The organism is Synechococcus sp. PCC 6717 (genome assembly GCF_022698185.1).
GTDB lineage: Bacteria > Cyanobacteriota > Cyanobacteriia > Thermosynechococcales > Thermosynechococcaceae > Thermosynechococcus > Thermosynechococcus lividus.
Genome location: NZ_JAKLTV010000001.1, coordinates 346,128 through 367,339, shown reverse-complemented (window position 1 = coordinate 367,339; position 21,212 = coordinate 346,128). Strand labels below are relative to the sequence as shown.

23 protein-coding genes are annotated in these 21,212 nt (G+C 51.7%); 8 read left to right on the top strand and 15 right to left on the bottom strand.

The genetic code is table 11. From position 1 onward, the window contains the following. Positions 1–50: 50 nt before the first annotated feature. From urtA to L5470_RS01740, 14 genes are all read right to left on the bottom strand, one after another. Positions 51–1,361, bottom strand: coding sequence for an urea ABC transporter substrate-binding protein (gene urtA / locus L5470_RS01805; protein ID WP_499497790.1), 1,311 nt, complete (start codon positions 1,359–1,361; stop codon positions 51–53). A gap of 141 nt (positions 1,362–1,502) precedes the next feature. Beyond that, a complete protein-coding gene (locus tag L5470_RS01800; RefSeq protein ID WP_099798213.1) occupies positions 1,503–1,847 on the bottom strand; it encodes a histidine triad nucleotide-binding protein in 345 nt (114 codons plus the stop codon). Positions 1,848–1,858: 11 nt separating this feature from the next. Beyond that, on the bottom strand, positions 1,859–2,461 hold the full coding sequence (locus tag L5470_RS01795; RefSeq protein WP_499497787.1) for a carbonic anhydrase: 603 nt from the start codon (positions 2,459–2,461) through the stop codon (positions 1,859–1,861). Next, positions 2,458–3,675: a (E)-4-hydroxy-3-methylbut-2-enyl-diphosphate synthase gene (gene ispG, locus L5470_RS01790; protein ID WP_499497785.1), complete on the bottom strand. Its 1,218-nt coding sequence runs from the start codon at positions 3,673–3,675 to the stop codon at positions 2,458–2,460. The genes L5470_RS01795 and ispG overlap by 4 nt, the downstream gene beginning before the upstream one ends. Positions 3,676–3,957: 282 nt before the next feature. Next, positions 3,958–4,506: a phosphate-starvation-inducible PsiE family protein gene (locus L5470_RS01785; protein WP_499497783.1), complete on the bottom strand. Its 549-nt coding sequence runs from the start codon at positions 4,504–4,506 to the stop codon at positions 3,958–3,960. A gap of 31 nt (positions 4,507–4,537) precedes the next feature. Continuing rightward, positions 4,538–4,774 carry a DUF2905 domain-containing protein gene (locus tag L5470_RS01780; RefSeq protein ID WP_499497781.1) on the bottom strand — a complete coding sequence of 79 codons (237 nt, stop codon included), beginning with the start codon at positions 4,772–4,774 and terminating at the stop codon, positions 4,538–4,540. A 55-nt stretch (positions 4,775–4,829) separates the two neighbouring features. Continuing rightward, positions 4,830–5,147 carry a chaperone modulator CbpM gene (locus L5470_RS01775; RefSeq protein ID WP_499497779.1) on the bottom strand — a complete coding sequence of 106 codons (318 nt, stop codon included), beginning with the start codon at positions 5,145–5,147 and terminating at the stop codon, positions 4,830–4,832. Further along, positions 5,144–6,148 (bottom strand): DnaJ C-terminal domain-containing protein, encoded by a 1,005-nt coding sequence (locus L5470_RS01770; RefSeq protein WP_499497777.1) that lies wholly within the window; start codon positions 6,146–6,148, stop codon positions 5,144–5,146. Before L5470_RS01770 ends, L5470_RS01775 begins: the two co-directional genes overlap by 4 nt. A gap of 144 nt (positions 6,149–6,292) precedes the next feature. Beyond that, complete coding sequence (locus L5470_RS01765; protein WP_009756726.1) at positions 6,293–7,240, bottom strand: YfdX family protein; 948 nt, start codon at positions 7,238–7,240, stop codon at positions 6,293–6,295. A gap of 56 nt (positions 7,241–7,296) precedes the next feature. Continuing rightward, positions 7,297–8,190 (bottom strand): YfdX family protein, encoded by an 894-nt coding sequence (locus L5470_RS01760; protein ID WP_073549363.1) that lies wholly within the window; start codon positions 8,188–8,190, stop codon positions 7,297–7,299. A gap of 96 nt (positions 8,191–8,286) precedes the next feature. Then, positions 8,287–8,832, bottom strand: a complete 546-nt coding sequence (locus tag L5470_RS01755) for an HdeD family acid-resistance protein (RefSeq protein WP_499497774.1) — start codon at positions 8,830–8,832, stop codon at positions 8,287–8,289. A gap of 76 nt (positions 8,833–8,908) precedes the next feature. Further along, positions 8,909–9,679: a ChaB family protein gene (locus L5470_RS01750; RefSeq protein WP_499497772.1), complete on the bottom strand. Its 771-nt coding sequence runs from the start codon at positions 9,677–9,679 to the stop codon at positions 8,909–8,911. Positions 9,680–9,781: 102 nt separating this feature from the next. After that, entirely contained in the window at positions 9,782–11,650 is a 1,869-nt protein-coding gene (gene dnaK, locus L5470_RS01745; protein WP_499497770.1) for a molecular chaperone DnaK, read from the bottom strand. Positions 11,651–12,365: 715 nt separating this feature from the next. After that, a complete protein-coding gene (locus tag L5470_RS01740) occupies positions 12,366–12,575 on the bottom strand; it encodes a transposase (protein WP_499497768.1) in 210 nt (69 codons plus the stop codon). Between the two features lie 241 nt (positions 12,576–12,816). Here L5470_RS01740 and L5470_RS01735 point away from each other — a divergent pair, with 241 nt between their 5' ends. From L5470_RS01735 to L5470_RS01700, 8 genes are all read left to right on the top strand, one after another. After that, positions 12,817–13,533 (top strand): pyridoxine 5'-phosphate synthase, encoded by a 717-nt coding sequence (locus tag L5470_RS01735; protein WP_099798205.1) that lies wholly within the window; start codon positions 12,817–12,819, stop codon positions 13,531–13,533. 57 nt (positions 13,534–13,590) lie between these two features. Then, the gene (bchI, locus tag L5470_RS01730) at positions 13,591–14,673 is read left to right on the top strand and encodes a magnesium chelatase ATPase subunit I (RefSeq protein ID WP_099798204.1); all 1,083 of its coding nucleotides are present in this window, start codon (positions 13,591–13,593) and stop codon (positions 14,671–14,673) included. A gap of 2 nt (positions 14,674–14,675) precedes the next feature. Continuing rightward, a complete protein-coding gene (locus L5470_RS01725; protein WP_499497765.1) occupies positions 14,676–15,311 on the top strand; it encodes a cofactor assembly of complex C subunit B in 636 nt (211 codons plus the stop codon). 79 nt (positions 15,312–15,390) lie between these two features. Then, entirely contained in the window at positions 15,391–16,407 is a 1,017-nt protein-coding gene (gene hemF / locus L5470_RS01720; protein WP_099798202.1) for an oxygen-dependent coproporphyrinogen oxidase, read from the top strand. Positions 16,408–16,420: 13 nt separating this feature from the next. Next, complete coding sequence (locus tag L5470_RS01715; RefSeq protein WP_499497764.1) at positions 16,421–17,761, top strand: cytochrome c biogenesis protein; 1,341 nt, start codon at positions 16,421–16,423, stop codon at positions 17,759–17,761. Further along, complete coding sequence (locus L5470_RS01710) at positions 17,758–19,635, top strand: potassium transporter Kup (protein ID WP_499497762.1); 1,878 nt, start codon at positions 17,758–17,760, stop codon at positions 19,633–19,635. Before L5470_RS01715 ends, L5470_RS01710 begins: the two co-directional genes overlap by 4 nt. Before the next feature lie 80 nt (positions 19,636–19,715). After that, the gene (locus L5470_RS01705; RefSeq protein ID WP_499497760.1) at positions 19,716–20,132 is read left to right on the top strand and encodes a hypothetical protein; all 417 of its coding nucleotides are present in this window, start codon (positions 19,716–19,718) and stop codon (positions 20,130–20,132) included. Between the two features lie 15 nt (positions 20,133–20,147). Continuing rightward, positions 20,148–20,924 carry a TrmH family RNA methyltransferase gene (locus L5470_RS01700; RefSeq protein WP_099798199.1) on the top strand — a complete coding sequence of 259 codons (777 nt, stop codon included), beginning with the start codon at positions 20,148–20,150 and terminating at the stop codon, positions 20,922–20,924. On the opposite strand, the gene psbZ is transcribed toward L5470_RS01700, so the two are convergent. Next, positions 20,921–21,109 (bottom strand): photosystem II reaction center protein PsbZ, encoded by a 189-nt coding sequence (psbZ, locus tag L5470_RS01695; protein WP_099798198.1) that lies wholly within the window; start codon positions 21,107–21,109, stop codon positions 20,921–20,923. The two genes, L5470_RS01700 and psbZ, sit on opposite strands and share 4 nt — an antisense overlap. Between the last annotated feature and the right edge of the window lie 103 nt (positions 21,110–21,212).

Here is a 21,212-nt window from a genome sequence, read left to right as displayed (position 1 = left end):
TCAACGGTCGGGGTGGCACAAACTGTTTTTGAAGCTACCAAATGGCTAGATTATGACCCTTCCATCCGGAATTGGCCGGGATTCTCTACATCAGTGCGCGTCCAGTCGCAGGTAAAGCCTTTGGTTTCAGCCACGAACTGGTTCCACGGCAGCGGATCCACTGGCTGTGGGGTGGCATAAACAATCTTAAAGAGGCCATCGTCGCCCACTTCTCCAATGCGCACCGTTTGCGAAATATGGTGATTGGGGAACATCTTCACCGGGCCTTGGGGTGCATCAAAGGCTTGGCCAATGGCGGCTTGGCGCACTTTTTCGAGATCATCAGCGGTTCCCGCCTGCTCCACTGCTTGCTTCCACAGGTTAACCCCAATATAGGCAGACTCCATGGGGTCGTTGGTAACGCGATTTTGGCCAAATTTTGCTTTGAAGGCCTCCACAAAGGTTTTGTTTTGGGGCGTATCAACGGTCATGAAGTAATTCCAAGCAGCGTAGTGCCCCTTGAGGTACTCCACACCAATGGCTTGAACTTCTTCTTCAGCAATACTTACCGACATGGTGGGGTATTTATCGGGAGTTAACCCCGCCCCCTGCAGTTGTTTGAAGAAGGCAACGTTACTATCGCCGTTCAGGGTGTTAAAAATAACACCGCCATCGGGGAGAGCAGAGCGAATCTTGGTAATAATGGGGGTGACCTCGATGCTGCCAAGGGGCAGATAGTCTTCACCGACCGTTTCCCCACCTTTGGCCGCGAGTTGAGCCTTAATAATGGTATTGGCAGTGCGGGGGAAGACGTAGTCAGAGCCGACCAGAAAGAATTTTTTCCCTTTATTTTCCAGCAACCAATCTACGGCAGGTTCAATTTGCTGGTTGGGGGCTGCCCCCGTATAGAAAATATTTTTAGAGCATTCTTGACCTTCATATTGCACGGGGTACCAGAGCATATGATTTTTAGCCTCAAACACTGGCAGCACAGCTTTGCGGGAGGCAGAGGTCCAACAGCCAAAGACAACAACAACTTTATCTTGATCGATCAGTTTTGTGGCTTTTTCGGCAAAGGTCGGCCAGTCGGAGGCACCGTCTTCAAGGATTGGCTCAATCTGTTTACCGAGGACACCGCCAGCACTGTTAATTTCGTCGATGGCTAGCTGGGTGGCATCAACGACGCTTTTTTCACTGATGGCCATGGTGCCACTGAGGGAGTGCAAAATGCCGACTTTAATCGTCTCACCACTGCCTGCTGTTGTGCCACCACCACCGGTGTCTGTGGCTGGAGCACAGCCTTTGATCAATAGGCTCGTTCCTAAGGCGGCGGAGCCATACACAATAAATTTACGTCGTCCAAGTCCAAATTGTTGAGCCATGGGGGGTGCTATCTCTATCAATGAAAGCAATAATCTCCCATAGGTTAAGGGGGCGTTATCCTTAGAAACTGTATCTTAAGCTACGAGTTTTCGGCGATCGCCCTTAAAAAGCATTACAGAAAGTAAATAACTGTGGTGGCCTCACCCAGGGGGCCACTGGAAGGCTCTGCCTCCCAGCAGGTGAAGGTGGAGGTGATAAACGGTTTGCCCGCCATCTGCGCCATTGTTGATCACAATGCGATAGCCATTGCTCAGCCCCTCGTTTTCGGCAATCCGCTTGGCGCTCAACAGCAGGTGACCCAGTACCCGGTGGTCTTCCGGTTCCGCAAGACTAAGCTGCGGGATTGGCTTTTTCGGAATAATCAAAATGTGGATCGGGGCTTGGGGGTTGATGTCGCGGAAGGCCAGACACAGCTCATCCTCATAGACAATATCAGCGGGGATCTCGCGGCGAATAATGCGGCTAAAAATTGTTTCTGCGGTCATGACTTTTACTCTCAAACACCAGCATCAGGACGGTCTTCAAGGATTTGCACTTCGGCGGTATCTAAATCGTAGTAGGTACCCACTAAGCGCAGTTGCCCCTTGGCCATAGCGGCTTTAACAACTGTGGAGCGAGACAGGCGCTCCAGTTGGAGGTGGACATTGGCTTGAATAACGTTGGTGAGGCGATCGCCTGTCTGGTGTTGGGTGGCTTTGAGAGCAGGAGCCACTGATTCGGCGAGGGTGCTAATAATTCCTGGAAAGCTGCCTCCCGTGAGAGTGGCTTTCACTGCACCACAGCGTTCATGACCCAATACCATCAATAGCGAAACCCCCAGCACGGCGATCGCGTACTCGGCGCTAGCGACCGTATCCATCATGGCTAAGTTGCCAGCAACCCGAATGACGAACATGTCGCCAATCCCTTGATCAAACAGAACTTCAGGAATAACCCGCGAGTCAGCGCAACTGAGGATGGCAGCAAAGGGTTCTTGATGCTCCGCCACAGCTTCAATACGGGTGAAGTCACGATGGGGGTTATCGAGCCGGTGCTGCACAAACCGCTGGTTCCCTAGCATTAACCGTGTCAATGCTTCATTGGGGCGCACGACCGTCATTGCGGGTCAATCCATCGACCGTCAGCTTTAATGAGGTCAATGAGGGCTGCCACCCCTTCTGACTCGGGCACTTTCTTTACCTCTTCCCGACCGCGATACAGGGAAATATAGCCCGGTTGCTTGCCCACATACCCATAGTCGGCATCGGCCATTTCTCCGGGGCCGTTGACAATGCACCCCATCACGGCAATATTCAGGCCAGTTAAATGCTTCGTGGCTTCACGCACTTTGTGTAAGACATCCTCAAGGTTAAACAGCGTACGACCACAGGACGGGCAGGCGACATACTCCACCATGGTGCGCCGCAGCCCTAGTGCCTGCAAAATCCCATAGCACACGGGGATTTCTTTTTCCGGCGCTTCCGTGAGAGAGACGCGGATGGTATCGCCAATACCCTCGGCTAGGAGGGTGCCAATGCCAGCGGTGGATTTAATGCGTCCGTATTCGCCATCTCCTGCTTCGGTCACCCCAAGGTGGAGGGGATAGTCCATCCCCAACTCATCCATGCGTTTCACCATTAGTCGGTTAGCTGCCAGCATCACGGGTACCCGCGAGGCTTTGAGGGAAATTTCAAGGTTGTAAAAATTCAAGGACTCACAAATACGGATAAATTCTAGGGCTGATTCCACCATGCCTTCGGGGGTATCACCGTAGGTAAAGAGCATCCGCTCGGCTAACGAGCCATGGTTTACACCAATGCGCATGGATTTACCCTGATCCCGCAGGGAAATCACTAGGGGTTCAAGGGTTTCGCGGATTTTGTCGCCAATTTCAGCAAATTCCGCCGCAGAATATTCGGTGCGATCGCCCTTGGGCTTTTCAAACACGTACAGCCCCGGATTAATGCGAACATTATCCACGTACTTGGCCACTTCTAGGGCAATTTTCATGCCATTATGGTGAACATCCGCCACCAGAGGAACAGGTTTATAGGTCTTGTAGAGGCGATCGCGAATCTCTTCCATCGCTTTGGCGTGGGCAAGACTAGGTACCGTCACCCGCACAATTTCACAACCAATTTCGTGGAGACGACGAATGGCAGCCACTGAACCATCAATGTCTAGCGTATCTTCGTTAATCATCGACTGCACCGCTACCGGATAACCACCGCCAATGGTGATGGATCCCACGGGAACCGGTCGGGTCTTGCGCCGCACAATTGCCGTCTCTACGGGCGTGGGGGCAGCTTGAACTGGATTAGGCAGGGTTTGCATAGGGTGCTCTCTCGCCTCACTTCTACGCCAAGGATAATATCCTCCCTTTCAGAATGCCACAGAAGGGCAAACCCATGGTAATCAACTTGACATTCTCCACCGTCCTGAAGGACGGGGCTTGCATCCCAATGGGTTTGGTCAACGGTAAAGAAACGGTGTCTGCTTACAGAGGGGTCTTGCACTGGCTCCCCGACGAAGCGAGATGCCCACACTCTCAACTTTTATTTTGGCAGGAGAGAAATTGCTAAGACCAGTACCAACAGGGGCTGGGATGGACAGCCCCTAAAAGGGATATTGCTCAATGGATGGGGAACGACGGCGTAATCGAAACTTTTGACTGTCGGATGCATCGTCAGTATTGACTTGGGAGAGGGATTCACTTCTTGTAATTGAAATTGCCTCAAATTGCTGGAATATCCAGACTCGCAAATATAATAATCCCCCTAAAACAACTAGAAAAGTGCAGACTCCCAGTAGGTGATCGATGGGAATATCGACAACTCCCTGTAAAATCACTTCCCGCAATGCTGAAACCAAAGAAACTTCTACCGCTGCCCCAATAGAAATCCGCTGTTCTTGGAGGTAGATAATTAACAAGCGAAAGATCTCTACCAAGATGAGAACAAACAAAATATCAGATGTGATGGCTTGAAAATTGATCGGTTTCCACAGGGAAAGAAACATTTCGCCTAACCGAATCAACATAACACAAAACAAACCAATGCATAGAGATATTACAATAAAATTCTGGAAAAACTCCAGATTGCGTACAATAGTGTCTCTTTCAAACCATGATTGCCAGCGTTGATTCGGTGAGGATGGATAATTCATGGCCATGAGAGAACGTGTCCAATTCATTAAATTAGCGACTGGTAATGAATTTTCCTAACCAGAGCAAGACACTTAAGCTAAGGCTCAAGAGGATACCAGTGGTCAAGGGGAAGTAGAAGGTAAAATACTCATTCTGCACTAAAATATCGCCAGGTAAACGACCAAAAGGAATGTGCTTCAAAGTTCCACTACTGAGCCAGAGCAAGCCTCCTAGTAATAGGATACCAGCACCGAGAACGACGAGTATTTTCCCAATTTCCGCAATCATAATTGTACCTAGGAATCAATTGCAGTCAGTAGTTTGATATTTAAAGACCAACCCATTAATGCCTGGTTCCAAACTCTGTTTGATAAGCGCGCAGTTGAGCCTTGAGCTGCGCAATCTCGGCGGCCATGTCGAGTACCATCGCGGCACCGACTAAATTTAATCCCAAATCGCGACGCAGGCGTTGAATCTGCACCACGCGGACGAGATCTTGGCGGCGCAGCATCGTGCCTGTTGGTTCAACTAGACCTAACGTCACAAATTGCTCAATGAGTGGCACTGAGGTTTGGGTAAAGTAAGCGGCTTGTTCAAAGCTGTAGAGGCGATCGCCTGCATTCGACCAAACAATTCGTGAAAGCCCCATGCTAGTGGTCATAGATGCACCTCCGCGATCGCACCTCGAGGATCAAAACTGCTAATCTGCTGCAACTTCTCATAGCATTCTCTTTCCTGCCTACTTAAGTCTTTCGGGGTGACAATTTTCAGCCGTACCAGCAAATCAGTTCGATTACCTTTGGGATCGCGCCAGCCTTTGCCACGTAATCTCAAGGTTTGTCCAGAATCCACGCCAGGAGGGATGCTCATCGTTACCTTTCCGTCAGGGGTCGGAACTTTTATTTGAGCACCGAGTACGGCTTCTGCTGGGCTAATCGGAACTTCACAAATTAAATTATTGCCTTCAAATTTATAAAAGGCATGGGGCAGTAACTCGATAGTAAGATATAAATCCCCCCGCTGCTGGCTAAACGGACTCATCTGCCCTTTGCCCTTGACCCGAATGCGGCTGCCGGACTTGGCTCCAGGTGGAATACGAACAGTAACCGTTTCATCCCCAATTTGTAACCGTTTTTGGGTGCCGTGGAAGGCTTCAGCAAGGGTGAGGGCGATCGCCGCTTCCGTATCCTGAGCGGGCATTTCCACGAAGCGACTGAAGGGGTCGTCCCCAAAGCTGCCAAACTCCACAGACTCTCGGAATTCCTCTGGTCCGGTTGTGGTTCGGTAGGTATACACCCGCCGCCCAGCTCCACCGCTGCGCCCGAAACGCCCTAGCAGTTCGCTAATAAAGTCATCAAAACTGCTGTACTGGCCGAAGTCCATCCCTTCAAAGCCAGTGCCGCCGGGKGGCGGTGCMCCTGCCGATGCCTGCTTCCAATATTGCCCAAACTGATCGTATTTCTGGCGTTTTTCTGGATCAGAAAGCACTTCGTGGGCTTCGTTGATCTCTTTGAAGCGAGCTTCTGCCTCTTGATCACCAGGATTTAAGTCTGGGTGATACTTGCGTGCCAGTTTACGATAGGCTTTCTTGATTTCCTCTGGCGTTGCGGTTTTACTGACTCCCAGGATGTTGTAATAGTCTTTGAAATCAGTGGTAGCCATGGATACCTCTCAAGACGGAGTTTCCGATAAAGCTAGGAAAAATAAAGGAGGTTGACCAGAATGGGCACATATTAGACTCGCTAAGCTGGTTAGGGTCAAAAGTTCAGAATCGAATCTTTGCGAGCTTATTTTTAAACACGCTTTTTAGGCAGCCTGCTTAACCTCAGAAACTCGATTAAAGAAGCTAGAGAACTTGTCTTGTAGTTTAGCGAAGGCGCTGGCAGTTTTCTCGTTTGCTCGCAATTGTCGCTGGATATCTTTAATGGCTTGATCCAGTTCAGCGTAGTCGGGATCGCGCCGGGCGTATCCCAATTCTTTTGCCAGTTGTAGATAATTCCGTGCGTCTTCTAAGAGTCGCCCAGCATCACTTCGATCAAGATCGGCAACAGCAACAGCACCAAGGAGTTTTGTGTGAGCCTCAATCAATGGAATCGGTCGTGCTTGTTCAGTGATCACTAAGGTAGAAAGTGTCTTTTGCAAAACCTCTTTTGCCGCTTCTGCTTGTTTCTCGTTTAGCAATCGCGCTGCCTGTTTCATGGCATCTGGATAAGTGGCGAGAGGTAGGTTGAACGTTACGGTGCGAATTTCACTCATCAAATTGTTGAGTAGTTCTCGCGCAGCTGGGAAATCTTCAGCATTAATGGCACTTTTAATTTGATTCCGAAGACGTTGAACGGTATCTAAGTCCAGTGGTGCGACATCAATCACAGCGACTTGAGTGAATGCTGGCACCAACCCTAACTCAGGGTAGCGGGCTAAAAGTATATCTAGCTTGCCCGTTGCCCGCTCTAGAGCTTGTAATGCATCTTGAGTTTTGCCCTCAGCAATTGCCGCGATCGCCTTGCGTGTTTCTTCTATGGCAGCGATCGCTTCTTGATCTAGACGGCTCTCAGCCTCATCCAGTGCTGCCTGTTTTTCCTTTTCAATTTCTTGCTGAAGGCTGGAATCAGGTTGATTGATGCTCTCAAGATTGGACGTATTAGAGATAGCAGCCGCACTCGCCATCCAAGTGGGAGTGATGAGTAATAGCCAGAAAACTAAAAAACCTACCACCAAAGTCTGCAACTTCTTCAGGACATTAAGTTGATTCATGATTTTTCAACAAAGATACAGGAACGTAGAGGATAAAAAAACTGCTTTCTTCTCTGTTAATTAGCTTGAGAATTTGTGGCTTGTTGACCTTCTTGTACAGACTTGCTGACTTTCTCTGATCGCCGCTTTAGGAAACTGGAGAACTGTTCCCGAAGTTTGGCAAATGGCCCTTCTGTTGAGTCCTTTGCTCTCACTTGCCGCTCAATATCCTTAATCATCCGCTGCAACTCTTTGTAGTCGGTATTGCTGCTAACATATCCCAATTCTTTTGCCCGATTGAGTTGGGTGCGACTCTCTTTCAGCAACTTCAAAATTTTATCCTGATCCTGCTCTGTCATGTTCTGCGACTTGTTTTTGGCAAGTGCAGATGCTGCAACTAAGTTGGCAAGTCCAACGATCAATGGAATTGGTCGAGATTGTTCAGTTACAACCAGAGTTGAGAGTGCCAGTTTCAACTCTGTTCGCGCTTCATCAATCTGTCCTCGCTCCAACAATCGGGCTGCCTCTTTCATTGCATCTGGATAGGTTTCTAAAGGCAAATTGACTGTGGTTGTGCGAATCTCGCTCGTCAAGTTATGCAATAGGGCACGAGCATTGGGAAAATCATCGACATCTGTGGCGACCTTCGCAGCAGCACGAATTTCTGCAATGATGTCAAAGTCCAGCGGAGCCAAATCAAGGACTGTGACTTGAGACGAGATTGGGATAAGCGAGAGGTTAGGATACCGTGCCAGCAGAATATCTAGCTTTCCAGTTGCCCGTTCTAGGGCTTGGATGGCATCTGGGGTTTTACCCTCATCGATTGCGGTGATGGCATTGCGAGTTTCGGCGATCGCCGCGATTGCTTCCTGATCGACACGCTTTTCAGCTTCAGTTGTTGCCTCCTGTCTTTCCTTCTCAATCTCCTGATGAGCTTGAACGTCAGACTGAATGATGTTTGCAAGAGTCATGAGCAAATCTCCTATTAGTTGTAACTTACTTCTTGAAGCGTTCCAGAGTGAGAGGGAGGCAAGTTCTTGCCTCAAATTATCATGAATGATTGCCTCCTAGCTGATCTGCTTGCGAACTGCCAGAGGCAGCATAATCATCCAGATTCCGGTAAACAAAAAACTAGTTCCTGCGTAGACTCCCAGTAACCAAGTTGCACTGCTGGGCCATTGATACAGAATTAAGACGCTCAGAATTATGGACAGGATGCCACTGAACAATAGCCAAATCCAGTTACCGTCTGGGCGCACTTTAAATGCGGCAATCACCTCTAAGATCCCCTCAACCAAAATGAGGCTTCCTAGGACGAGGGTAAAGGTGAGGGCCGCTCCAAAAACATTAGTAATCAGCAAAATCCAGGCGAGGACATAGAAAAGCCCAACCAGTAGCTTGAGCCAGAAGCCTTTTTGTCTGCGGGATTGAACTGCCTGAACGATCCGAACAATACCTACAATTAACAAAAACCAGGTCAGCGCGATCGCCACTGCGATCGTGGCAACGAACGGTTCTAAAATTGCTCCAACCCCGAGCAGAACCATCACAACACCTAATGCAATTGACCAGCTTGAGCTTTGTTGAATTTCATCTGCTATGTCAGCATTCATTGTCTGTTTCCCATCAAGTCAAGTAAGGAGCCGTTTGGAATTGATCCAGTTGGTATTGAGTCGAACCCCAGGGAAGCTAACTTGCTTTGCGTTTAGAAAAGATGCCCTTGTCGTCGCGATCGAATAATTGCTTGATGCGCTCCCAGGCTGTTTTCAAAGCATTGGTTGTCTCTGGAGATTCGCTGAGAGACTGGTTATAGGCTTCCACAAAGGTTTGCTGCGCCTCTTCGGACAAATCCGCCTTGATCTCTGGCGAAATTTGGTCACTGCCTGTCAATTCGCCTTCGGGTTCACGGGGCAACTGCATATCTGTAATAGCAACTTCTTCACCCCCTGCACTTTGTAAAAGTAGGAAAGTTTCACCCGATTTCTCTTCAGGAACTTCTACGACCAGCAAAAATTCACCCGCCTGCACACGCGTTTGATAAATAGCAGCCTTATCTTGGGGCATTCCCAATGAGATGAGCGCAGAGCCTAACCCTGCACCCAGCGCCCCGTAGAGGGCACCACTAGTCGCTCCCAGTAGCGCCGCCCCCAGTGGCCCTGCTGCGACAACTGCACCTAAAAAGGGAATAAACAGCACACCGACTCCGGTAAGCAGGCTTAAAACAGAGCCAAATAGGGAACCATAGAGCGCACCGCTGGCCAAACCATCCAAAATCACGTCTTTTTTAGTCAAAAACCCAGTGATGCGAGCTTCCGATTGGAAGTTACGTCCAATGATGGAAATCCGCTCTTTGGGCACGCCGCGATTGAGCAGGCGTTGGACAGCATCCTGTAGCTTTTTCTCATCTTTGAAGGTGGCGGAAACGCACTTTTCTGGGGTTTTAGCAAAGGCTGAACTCATGGTTACTGCTCCTTAATTCAAGATTTTCAAATTGGCGGTTAGGAAGATTTAGCTTTTAGTAAGCGCTTCAGCACTTACTATCAACATGATAGTAGTTGTTCATCACTTTTGATCTATAAAGTCAGCGTCGATGACATCTTCACCGCCGTTGGTAGTGCTGCCACCGGTCTGCTGAGAATAGACTGCACTGCCAACTTGCATGAGCGCCTGCTGAATGTCGTTGGTGAGGGATTTCATGCGATCGTAGTTTTCTTGTTGGATCGCGGTGCGCAGGTCTTGAACCATGCCTTCCAGCCGAGTTTTGTCGGCGGTGGGGACTTTGTCGCCCAAGTCTTTGAGCTGCTTCTCGGCTTGATAGGCAACGGAATCGGCAGTGTTTTTGGTATCGATTTGTTCGCGGCGGCGGCGATCGGCTTCGGCGTTGCGCTCGGCTTCTTTCACCATGCGTTCGACCTCCGATTTATCAAGGGTCGAAGCCCCGGTGATTGTAATGGATTGCTGTTTGCCGCTGGCCTTGTCTTGAGCCGAGACAGAGAGAATGCCGTTGGCGTCAATATCAAAGGTGACTTCAATTTGGGGGACACCCCGGGGTGCGGGAGGAATGCCGTCGAGTCGGAAGGTTCCTAGGCTCTTGTTGTCCGCTGCCATTTCCCGCTCCCCTTGCAAAACGTGGATTTCGACATTAGTTTGGCCATCCGCTGCGGTGGAAAAGATCTCCGATTTTTTCACTGGAATGGTGGTATTACGGGGAATAATTTTGGTCATTACGCCACCGAGGGTTTCCACACCCAGCGACAGCGGCGTGACATCCAACAATAACACGTCTTTCACGTCCCCTGCCAAGACCCCCGCTTGGATGGCCGCACCCACTGCAACAACCTCATCCGGATTCACGCCCTGGCAGGGTTCTTTCCCAGTCATTTGCCGGACTAATTGCTGCACGGCTGGAATGCGAGTCGAACCACCCACCAGCACAACTTCATCGATGTCAGACGCCGTTAGCTTAGCATCCCGAAGCGCTTGATCAACAGGTTTGCGGCAGCGATCGAGCAAGTCACTGCACAATTGCTCAAACTGCGCTCTGGTCAGCGTCATATCCAAGTGCTTGGGCCCGTCTTGGGTAGCCGTAATGAACGGTAAATTAATTTGACTTTGAGTGGCTCCTGAGAGTTCAATCTTGGCTTTTTCTGCTGCCTCCGTCAGCCGTTGCAAGGCTTGCTTGTCTTTACGCAAATCAACGCCCTCATTGCGCTGAAATTCAGTGGCAAGCCAATCCACGATCTTTTTATCGAAGTCATCGCCTCCCAGGTGGGTGTCACCACTAGTGGATTTAACCTCGAACACGCCATCGCCCACTTCCAAAATGGAGACATCAAACGTACCGCCACCCAAGTCAAACACCAGGATGGTTTCATTGCTTTTCTTATCCAACCCATAGGCCAGTGCTGCCGCCGTCGGTTCGTTGATGATGCGTAGAACTTCAATGCCTGCAATCCGTCCGGCATCTTTGGTTGCCTGCCGTTGAGAATCATTGAAATAAGCAGGAACTGTGATGACCGCCTGCTTCACCGGTTCACCCAGATACTTGCTGGCATCATTGACTAGCTTACGTAGCACTTCTGCCGAAATTTCCTCGGGTGCAAATTGCTTTTTCTGAATTGGGCAGTCCAGTTTGACATTGCCATTGCTGTCACGCAGTACCTTGTAGGAAACCTGCTTTGATTCATCCGTCACTTCGTCATATTTGCGCCCAATAAACCGCTTAACCGAGTAGAAGGTATTTTCCGGGTTCATGACCGCCTGCCGTTTGGCAATTTGCCCCACCAGCTTATCACCAGTCTTTGTAAAGGCAACGACTGATGGCGTAGTTCGGTTACCTTCTGCATTAGCAATCACAACAGGTTGTCCACCTTCCATGACTGCTACACAGGAATTTGTTGTTCCTAAGTCAATTCCAACAACTTTTGCCATCGACAATATCCTCCATGCTTGTAAAATCTCAAAAACTGTCTATGGTTGCAGGCTAAATCATCACCACGGGCTTGATATGGGTTTACACCTCATGTCAGGACTGGAGTTGACAATTTAAGTCTGATGCTCAGAGAACCAGCCTATGAGAATATAGTAGAACTCAGTTCACACAAGGAAGGGTCGGTTTTCCAGCTTAGAGAAGTTCGTGTTTCCGACCCCCCTCGTTCAATCAAGAAATGCAACCAACCTAGATTGATGAACTTGTTGGCTAACTAAAATTAGCCCAGATTAACTTTCACAAGCTTATTCTTTTCGGCTCTCCCATTAGTGTGGTGATAATTTTACTAATTAGAGAAGCACGCTAACAAACTTTCCCGAAAATTGTTTAAGTTTACAAAGCCATACGCTTATTGCTTAATCAACTTAATACGATATATTGATTCCCGCCATTGCTTCACTGGTAGTGCGGTTTCTAAAGTAGTTGCTAATTCCATCTAAAGGGTTTCCAAGCGTTGTGATTGCTTGATTGTAAACGGCTCGTGCGTGATTTAGCCATTCGTGAATTCGACGCTTCCCTTCCTCAACCGTCAACGACTGCTCATCAATTCCACTCAACTCTTCTTCTCATCGGTACGCTTTTTTAATTGCTTTGAGTGTTGCAAAAGCTGCTCTAATTTGACTGTTTCTTCTGGCGTTAATCTTGACCATTCCTCAATCAAATAAACTGGCTACCTCGACCCAACGCACCCACTTGATTCCGAATTTTATTTAATTCTTGATTCACGGCTTTTATCACGTGAAAACGGTCAATGACAACCACTGCATTAGGGAACACCTTCTCCACGACGTTGGGAAATCCTCCCCACATATCTATGCTCACCTCCTCCACCTGTGCTCTTACCTCAAAAGACTGCTGCTTCAGCACTTCAGAGGTTCAAGCAGTGTTGTTTGACCTCTGGCGGGTAGCCTTGAGGACGGTGTGTTTCCCGAAATTGACGACCGCAACTGCGGTACCGATAGTTTTGGATTCCGTTGCGTCATCCGTTTTTGACAGTTTGGTTGGATTGACAGTGTAAACCTTGCATCATACTTAACTTATATTGTGCAACGCCCTAATTCGCTAAAATACACAGTGGTTTTACTTGTGAAAAGAGGAATTTATTACCTTGGTAACCCTCGGTGTCAACATTGACCATGTGGCAACCATCCGCCAAGCCCGCCGCACTGTCGAGCCAGATCCGGTTGCCGCTGCTGTTTTGGCTGAACTGGGTGGTGCTGATGGGATTACGGTGCACCTGCGCGAAGACCGTCGCCATATTCAGGAGCGGGATGTGCGACTGCTGCGCCAAACCGTGCGCAGCCACCTGAACCTAGAAATGGCTGCGACTCCAGAGATGGTGGCGATCGCCCTCGACCTGCGCCCAGATTATGTCACCCTTGTGCCGGAGCGGCGGGAGGAAGTGACCACGGAAGGGGGGTTGGATGTCCTAGGGCAGCAAGAGAGCCTCACCCAAGTGGTGCAGACGCTGCAAGGAAAGGGGATTCCGGTCAGTTTGTTTATTGATGCCGATCCAGCGCAGTTAAACGCTGCCGCCAGCACCGGTGCCCAGTTGGTTGAACTGCACACAGGGCGCTATGCCGAAGCCAAGGGGGAAGCCGCGCAGCAGCAAGAGTTAGCGGCACTGGCTCAGGGAGTTAGCACTGCCAAAGCCTTAGGGTTACGGGTGAATGCCGGTCATGGCCTCACCTACCAAAATGTTCAGGCTGTCGCCCGCCTTGAAGGTATGGAAGAGTTAAATATTGGCCACACCATTATTAGCCGTGCCGTCTTGGTGGGATTGGTACAGGCGGTACGGGATATGAAAGCACTCCTCAGCGGCTAGGCGGCTCCTGAGGAGGCCGCTCTATGGCACAATGATTAATGCTGTTTTTACGATGCAATGCCTGTGCCTGCCACTGCTGTCCCCCGTCGGCCTGTTTTTCCCTTTGCGGCAATTGTTGGCCAAGACGAAATGAAGCTGTCATTGTTGCTGAATGTCATTGACCCCAAAATTGGCGGGGTAATGATCATGGGCGATCGCGGCACAGGTAAATCCACCACCATTCGTGCCCTTGCCGACCTGCTGCCGGACATTGAGGTTGTCGCTGACGATCCCTTTAATAGCCATCCCAGTGATCCCGACCTGATGAGTGATGCAGTCAAGGAGAGGGTGGCTGCGGGAGAGCCGATCGCCACCACCACTAAGAAAGTGCCGATGGTGGATCTCCCCCTAGGGGCAACAGAAGACCGTGTTTGTGGCACCATTGATATTGAAAAAGCCCTTGCCGAAGGGGTCAAAGCCTTTGAACCCGGCCTGCTGGCCAAGGCTAACCGCGGTATCCTCTACGTGGATGAAGTCAACCTCTTGGACGATCACCTTGTGGATGTCCTTCTAGATGCTGCCGCCTCCGGCTGGAACACGGTTGAGCGCGAGGGGATTTCAATTCGTCACCCCGCGCGGTTTGTCCTTGTGGGATCCGGCAACCCAGAAGAGGGGGAATTGCGGCCCCAACTCCTTGATCGCTTTGGGATGCACGCAGAAATCCGCACTGTCAAAGATCCAACACTGCGGGTGGAAATTGTCGAGCAGCGATCGCGCTTTGACCACGATCCCGAAGGCTTTTTAGCCCAGTACCAAAGAGAGCAGGAAGCCCTTCAGGCCAAGCTAGTCGCAGCACAGGCACTGCTGCCCAAGGTAACCATTGACCACGAACTGCGGATCAATATTTCCCACGTCTGCGCTGAGCTGGATGTGGATGGCCTGCGTGGAGATCTGGTCACCAACCGTGCAGCTAAGGCGCTAGCCGCTTTGGAGGGGCGTACAGATGTGAACGTCAGCGATATTGCCCGGGTGATTGTCCTCTGTTTGCGCCACCGCCTTCGGAAAGACCCGCTGGAGTCTATTGACTCTGGCTATAAGGTGGGGAAAGTGTTCCAAGAGGTGTTTGGGGTTGATTTAGCGGCGCTCCACGCTGCAGCCTAAGGATGGGAGCGACCCTCCTGCGGTACTTGCCGCTAGCCACGGGGGTTCTTGGGGGCACGCTGCTGCTGGTGAACCGCCTGCTGACCGTTGAACCAACCCCTGCCCAAGCCCGGTCTGATGTAGTTGGCGTGATTTTAGCCGCTGTCTTGATCTTAACCACCCTCATTTGGCAGCAGGTGCAGCCGCGGCCACCAGAGGCGGTGATCTTAGAGGGCGAGGAGGGCTTTGAATTGGCACCGGACTTGCCCGATGCCCTTAAAACCGAGTTGGCGTGGGCCTCCTATACGTTGCTAACGAACACGCCGACAAAGTCTATTGTGCTGTGGCGGAGCGATCGCCCCCTCCTACGGCGGGGAATTTTGGGGCCGCGAACCATGACCCAAGCTGGTGCCATTGTCCAGCGCGCCCTGAGGACGCAGCGCCCCATCTATCTAGTCAATTTAGCCCTTTACCCAGGACGCATTGAATTTGACTATTTACCCCCCAATACCCAAGGGGTGATCTGCCAACCCGTTAACGAAACAACCGTACTGATTCTCGGTGCTAACGCCCCCCGCAGCTATACCAAACAGGACGAGCAATGGGTGGCCGCCATTGCGGCCAAGTTAGATCAGGCTCTGCAGGCAACGGTAGAATAGACCCTAGACCCTTGCCACTCTCCCCTTGGGATTAGTGCTATCCCCTTTGATCGTTGTATAGGACTGACACATTACTACTATGACTGTTGCAACTTCTGCTCCCACCACACTGCCCAGTGACTCCCGCCAGCGGGTGTCCTCCTTCCTCAAAACCCTTCAGGATCAGATTTGCCAAGGGTTAGAAGCAGCGGATGGCGGTGCCCAGTTCCAAGAGGATAGTTGGCAGCGACCCGAAGGAGGGGGCGGGCGCTCCCGGGTGATGAAGAACGGGAACCTGCTCGAGCAGGGCGGCGTTAACTTTTCCGAAGTGTGGGGGGAGCAGTTACCGCCTTCCATTCTCAGCCAACGCCCAGAAGCCGCTGGCCATGGATTTTATGCCACGGGCACTTCTATGGTGCTGCATCCGCGCAACCCCTATGTGCCAACAGTGCACCTCAACTACCGCTACTTTGAGGCAGGGCCAGTGTGGTGGTTTGGTGGAGGGGCAGACTTAACCCCCTACTACCCCTTTGCGGAAGATGCCCAGCACTTTCACCGTGTTCACAAGGCCGCGTGCGATCGCCACCACAGTGAGTACTATCCCGTCTTCAAACGTTGGTGCGATGAGTACTTTTATTTGAAGCATCGCGGTGAATCTCGCGGGATTGGCGGCATTTTCTTTGACTACCAAGACGGTAGCGAGGGGGAACTCTATCGCGGCCCAAATCTTGACGGCGATGCCGCCAGTTATAGCCGCCAGGTGGGTGCGGTTGCCCCCCGCTCTTGGGAGAGCCTCTTTGCCTTTATCCAAAGCTGCGGTCAAGCCTTTTTAGAGGCGTACCTACCCATTGTTGAACGGCGGCGGCATATTGAGTATGGCGATCGCGAACGTCAATTTCAACTCTATCGCCGTGGCCGCTACGTCGAATTCAACTTAGTCTATGACCGAGGCACCATTTTTGGCCTACAAACCAATGGCCGTACCGAGTCTATTTTAATGTCCTTGCCGCCCTTGGTGCGCTGGGAGTACAACTACACCCCTGAGCCGAACAGCCCTGAAGCGGAACTCTACACCACGTTCCTCAAAGCCCAAGATTGGGTGAACTGGTCCCACTAAGCAGCAAACCTCTATGACCCCTGCACCTTTTCTGCAATACTGGTGGCGGCGCAGCCTGTCGCTCCTTGGCGACCTCCGTTTAGCCATTCTGCTGCTGCTGATCATTGCCTTGGCCAGTATTGCCGGTACCGTCATTGAGCAGGGGCAGCCCCTCTCGTTTTATCAAACCAATTACCCCGAAAACCCAGCGCTTTTTGGGTTTTTAAGTTGGCGGGTGCTGCTGGCTATTGGGCTTGATCATGTCTATCGAACAGCGTGGTACTTAACCCTCTTAGTGCTCTTTGGTGCCAGTCTGGTGGCCTGCACCGTTACTCGACAAGTTCCAGCCCTCAAAAGCGCCCAACGCTGGCAGTACTACTGCGAGCCACGCCAGTTTGGCAAGCTTGCCCTCAGTACTACAGTGCCCCACGGATCATTGCGTACCTTGGCAGCCGCCCTCAGCCAAAACGGTTATCGCGTTTGGTACACCGATAACCAACTCTATGCCCGCAAAGGGATTGCTGGGCGTATTGGCCCAATTGTGGTGCATGCCAGCATGATCCTGATTTTGCTCGGAGGTATTCTGGGTTCCCTGACGGGGTTTATGGCACAGGAGTTGGTGCCCAGTGGCTCGACGTTCCACATTCAACACCTGATTCAAGCGGGGCCGTTGGCTCACCTCCCCGAGAATTGGTCGGTGAAAGTGAACCGCTTTTGGATTGACTACACACCCGCCGGAGACATTGATCAGTTTTACTCGGATCTCTCGGTACTCGATGCCACTGGCACAGAGGTCAAGCGGGGCACCATTCACGTCAATCAGCCCCTCAAGTACGCTGGGGTGACCCTCTACCAAGCAGATTGGAGTATTGCAGCCGTCCGGTTTCGCCTGAATCAAAGCCCGGTGCTGCAATTGCCCATGGCGCAACTGAACACTGAGGGGAAAGGCCGCCTCTGGGGCACTTGGATCCCCACTAAGCCGGATCTGTCGGCGGGTATTTYTCTCATTKCCCGGGATTTGCAGGGGACGGTACTCATCTATGGTGCAGATGGTGAGTTTCTCACCAGTTTGCGCCAAGGAATGAGCACCCAGATCAACAACGTCACCCTCACCCTCACAGAGTTGGTGGGCAGCACAGGCCTACAAATTAAATCTGACCCTGGGATTCCCCTGTTTTATGCTGGGTTTGCCTTTCTGATGGCTGGGGTGATCATGAGTTACGTGTCTCACTCTCAGGTGTGGGGGCTGTTCACCGAGGAGACCCTCTACGTGGGCGGGCGCACCAATCGCGCTCAGTTAGCCTTTGAGCAGGAGTTGGTGGCGATCGCCGCCGCCTTACAAACACAGGCCCCCCCTCAAACCGCCGAGCGATGAAAGCTGTTTCTACACCCGCTCGGAGGTCATGGTCTCTCACCCTTGGTGCGGTAGGCGTTGTCTATGGCGACCTTGGCACGAGTCTTCTGTACGCCTTTCAGGAGGCCTTTAATCCCCTTCATGCCTTGGCTGTTACCCCTGCTAATATCTATGGGGTGCTGTCCCTGATTATTTGGTCATTGATTTTAATTGCCACTCTCAAGTATGCCACTTTTGCGCTGCGGGCAGATAACGGTGGCGAGGGCGGCATTTTTCCGCTGATGGCTCTGGTGCTATCCCGCTGGTCAGGGGCATCCCGTTGGTATGGTGGCATTGTGGCCTTGGGGCTAATCGGGGCAGCGATGTTTTATGGCGATAGTACCATCACCCCTGCCATTAGCGTCCTCTCAGCGGTACACGGGCTACAGGTCATCAATCCGGGGCTTGCGCCTTGGCTGGTACCCCTGACGGTTGCCATTCTCGTGAGCCTCTTTGCCGTGCAAGCCCACGGCACCACACGAGTGGGGCACTTTTTTGGTCCGGTCATGCTCCTGTGGTTTATGGTTCTCAGTGGGCTGGGGGCATGGCACATTATGCAGCATCCCCTCATTCTCAATGCCTTGAATCCATGGTGGGGGATGCACCTGTTTTGGACCACCCCCCAAGAGACACTCTTTCTGCTTGGGGTGGTGATCCTAGCCTTAACGGGGGCTGAAGCAATGTATGCCGACATGGGGCATTTTGGCCGACACCCCGTGCGCCATGCGTGGTATCGGATCGTCTTTCCTGCCCTTGTGCTCAATTACCTTGGGCAAGGTGCCCTCGTGCTGACGGATGCCACCGCCGCCGCAAATCCCTTTTTTCGCCTTGTCCCTACGGCTGGAGTGATCCCCCTTGTGATCCTGAGTACGTTGGCCACCATTATTGCGTCGCAGGCGGTGATTTCAGGTGCCTTCTCCATGACTGCCGCAGCCATTAAACTCGGTTATCTGCCGCGGCTCAAGATTCAGATCACCGATGATCAGCATCGAGGGCAAGTCTATATTCCTTTCATCAATTGGCTGTTACTGCTTACGGTGATTGCACTGGTTATTACTTTTCAGCAACCCACAAATTTGGCCGCCGCTTACGGTTTGGCGGTGAATGTCACGATGGGGGTGACCACAATTTATCTGCTCCTGTTAGCTCGACAACAGTGGCGCTGGTCGTTGGGGCGAGCGATGGTGGTTTTTGGGAGTCTCTTGGCTATTGAGGCCAGCTTTTTAGTGGCCAATACCCTTAAGATTCCCGACGGCGGGTGGTATCCGCTGCTGTTTGGCATGATGGTTTATGGGTTGCTGGTGACATGGCACCAAGGGCGCGATCGCCTCCAAGGCCAACTACGACAAGTAACGCAACACCTCTCGCTAGAGTCATTGCTGGCAGCGCATCCCCTGCAAGTGCCGGGGACAGGGGTATTTTTTTCACCCCTGCCGACACTCATCCCCTTTGCGTTTATACAAAACCTGCACCACAACCATGTGATACATCAGCGGGTATTTTTCGTCCATCTAAATACAGCGGATTTGCCCCACGTGAGTGAGTCTGCCCAACTTCACGTTGCTTCCCTCGCCGAGAATATGTATCAGGTCACCATCAATTACGGCTTTCGGGATACTATTGATATTCCTGCTGCGATGGCGCGCTGCTGGCGCGCCTTGGATATTGCAGCGGAGGTTGAAACGGTTAGCTACTTTGTGGGACGGCGTACCATTGTTCCCACCCCAGCAGCAGGGTTGTGGCATTGGCAAAAGGTGCTGTTTGCATGGCTTTACCGTAATGCTGAAAGTCCGATGACCTATTTTCGGCTCCCACCTCAGCAGGTGGTGGAAATGGGGATGCAAGTTGAGGTGTAGAACCCTTGGCGTTGGAGAATTGGCTAGCGCTAAACTAGGATGGTCATCGTACTACACATCCATTGGCGAGTTATTCTACTATGGTTCATTCCTCAGGGCGACAGATACGGTATGCACTAGCAGGACTAGAGGTAATGGGGGCGATCGCCTTGGCGCCTCGGATCGTGGCCGCTAGTGCGGTTCCGGCGACCTTTGCCCAGAGTACCCATCAAACCATTTCTGCCCAAGGTCTTGCGGCTCACCTCAAAAAAATTAATGCCAAGATGTATGGTGCGTACTGGTGCCCAGCTTGCACAAAACAGAAAGAACTGTTTGGCAATGCCTTTAAGAGTGTTCAATACATTGAGTGCGATGCTCGCGGTACTAACCCCAAACCAGAACTGTGTAAACAAGCTAATATCCGTGCCTACCCAACGTGGGAGATTAATGGCAAAAAATACGAAGGCGTATTTCCCCTCAGTGCGTTGGCTCAGCTCTCTGGTTATGAGGGTAACTAGCATCGGCGTTGCTTCATGATCACAAGCCGACAAAATCCGCTGGTGCGCCACATTCGCAAGCTCCATCAGCGGAAATATCGTCAAGGTCATCTCCTGCTGGAAGGCACCCATCTGGTACAGGAAGCCTTGGCAGCAGGCTATTCGCTGGACGTGGTTTGTTGTACCCCCGCATGGTACGACAAGCAACCAAGCCCGTGGCTGCAGCAACTGGAACAGCACAGCAATCGCCTCGAGGTGGTAAGTGAGGAGGTGCTGGCTGCCCTCTGCACAACCCGTACACCGGATGGCGTGGTTGCGGTAACCACCTACCGTCCCCCCAATTCATTGCCCCTCCAGAGTTTGGGGTTGTGCCTTGTCACGCTTCAGGATCCAGGGAACCTAGGTACCATTGTCCGCACCGCCGCCGCCACTGGCGTTGAAGGTATCCTGCTCACGCCCGACTGTGTAGAGATGAGCCACCCTAAGGTATTGCGAGCTAGTGCAGGGCAGTGGTTTCGGCTGCCGTTTCAAACGGTTGCAGATCCCCTAGGGACGCTGGCTACCTATCAGGCGCAGGGCTGGCAGGTGGTGGTCACGTCGCCCACGGCGGCACAGGTGTACTGGCAAGTCAATTTTTGTCAGCCTACGTTAATTGTGATGGGAAACGAAGGCCAAGGTCTTCCCGCCGATTACGGTGCCTTGACCTTTACCTCTGTGGCTATTCCCCAAGCGGCAACGGTGGACTCCTTAAACGTGGCGATCGCCACCGCTGTGCTGCTCTACGAGGTCTATCGTCAACGGTGGCAGGGCTAGACGACGAAGAAATTCAGAACCGCCACCACCAGCACTAGGGCAATCCAGACCCCAGACCCCAAAAAGATTAGCTGCTTCGAGCGATCCCAGTCTTGGGGTGACGCATAGGCCACTGGCACCCCAATCACCATGACAAAGGACAGGATGACCAGGGCGGCGAGTGCCAGTTGAAACAAAATCGACATCGTTGCTAACTCCCAAATCTTATCAGCGGCAATTGCGGGGTAGCCGACTCACTACCTCTGAAGTAGCATTATCCCCCATTTTCCCCCCCTAAACTCGGTGGAG

Excerpts from the sequence above, each read along its gene's own strand:
- urtA (WP_499497790.1), bottom strand. The coding sequence starts at position 1,361 with ATGGCTCAACAATTTGGACTTGGACGACGTAAATTTATTGTGTATGGC.
- L5470_RS01800 (WP_099798213.1), bottom strand. The coding sequence starts at position 1,847 with ATGACCGCAGAAACAATTTTTAGCCGCATTATTCGCCGCGAGATCCCC.
- L5470_RS01795 (WP_499497787.1), bottom strand. The coding sequence starts at position 2,461 with ATGACGGTCGTGCGCCCCAATGAAGCATTGACACGGTTAATGCTAGGG.
- ispG (WP_499497785.1), bottom strand. The coding sequence starts at position 3,675 with ATGCAAACCCTGCCTAATCCAGTTCAAGCTGCCCCCACGCCCGTAGAG.
- L5470_RS01785 (WP_499497783.1), bottom strand. The coding sequence starts at position 4,506 with ATGAATTATCCATCCTCACCGAATCAACGCTGGCAATCATGGTTTGAA.
- L5470_RS01780 (WP_499497781.1), bottom strand. The coding sequence starts at position 4,774 with ATGATTGCGGAAATTGGGAAAATACTCGTCGTTCTCGGTGCTGGTATC.
- L5470_RS01775 (WP_499497779.1), bottom strand. The coding sequence starts at position 5,147 with ATGACCACTAGCATGGGGCTTTCACGAATTGTTTGGTCGAATGCAGGC.
- L5470_RS01765 (WP_009756726.1), bottom strand. The coding sequence starts at position 7,240 with ATGAATCAACTTAATGTCCTGAAGAAGTTGCAGACTTTGGTGGTAGGT.
- L5470_RS01760 (WP_073549363.1), bottom strand. The coding sequence starts at position 8,190 with ATGACTCTTGCAAACATCATTCAGTCTGACGTTCAAGCTCATCAGGAG.
- L5470_RS01755 (WP_499497774.1), bottom strand. The coding sequence starts at position 8,832 with ATGAATGCTGACATAGCAGATGAAATTCAACAAAGCTCAAGCTGGTCA.
- L5470_RS01750 (WP_499497772.1), bottom strand. The coding sequence starts at position 9,679 with ATGAGTTCAGCCTTTGCTAAAACCCCAGAAAAGTGCGTTTCCGCCACC.
- dnaK (WP_499497770.1), bottom strand. The coding sequence starts at position 11,650 with ATGGCAAAAGTTGTTGGAATTGACTTAGGAACAACAAATTCCTGTGTA.
- bchI (WP_099798204.1), top strand. The coding sequence starts at position 13,591 with ATGCCTGTGCCTGCCACTGCTGTCCCCCGTCGGCCTGTTTTTCCCTTT.
- L5470_RS01725 (WP_499497765.1), top strand. The coding sequence starts at position 14,676 with ATGGGAGCGACCCTCCTGCGGTACTTGCCGCTAGCCACGGGGGTTCTT.
- hemF (WP_099798202.1), top strand. The coding sequence starts at position 15,391 with ATGACTGTTGCAACTTCTGCTCCCACCACACTGCCCAGTGACTCCCGC.
- L5470_RS01710 (WP_499497762.1), top strand. The coding sequence starts at position 17,758 with ATGAAAGCTGTTTCTACACCCGCTCGGAGGTCATGGTCTCTCACCCTT.
- L5470_RS01705 (WP_499497760.1), top strand. The coding sequence starts at position 19,716 with ATGGTTCATTCCTCAGGGCGACAGATACGGTATGCACTAGCAGGACTA.
- L5470_RS01700 (WP_099798199.1), top strand. The coding sequence starts at position 20,148 with ATGATCACAAGCCGACAAAATCCGCTGGTGCGCCACATTCGCAAGCTC.
- psbZ (WP_099798198.1), bottom strand. The coding sequence starts at position 21,109 with ATGTCGATTTTGTTTCAACTGGCACTCGCCGCCCTGGTCATCCTGTCC.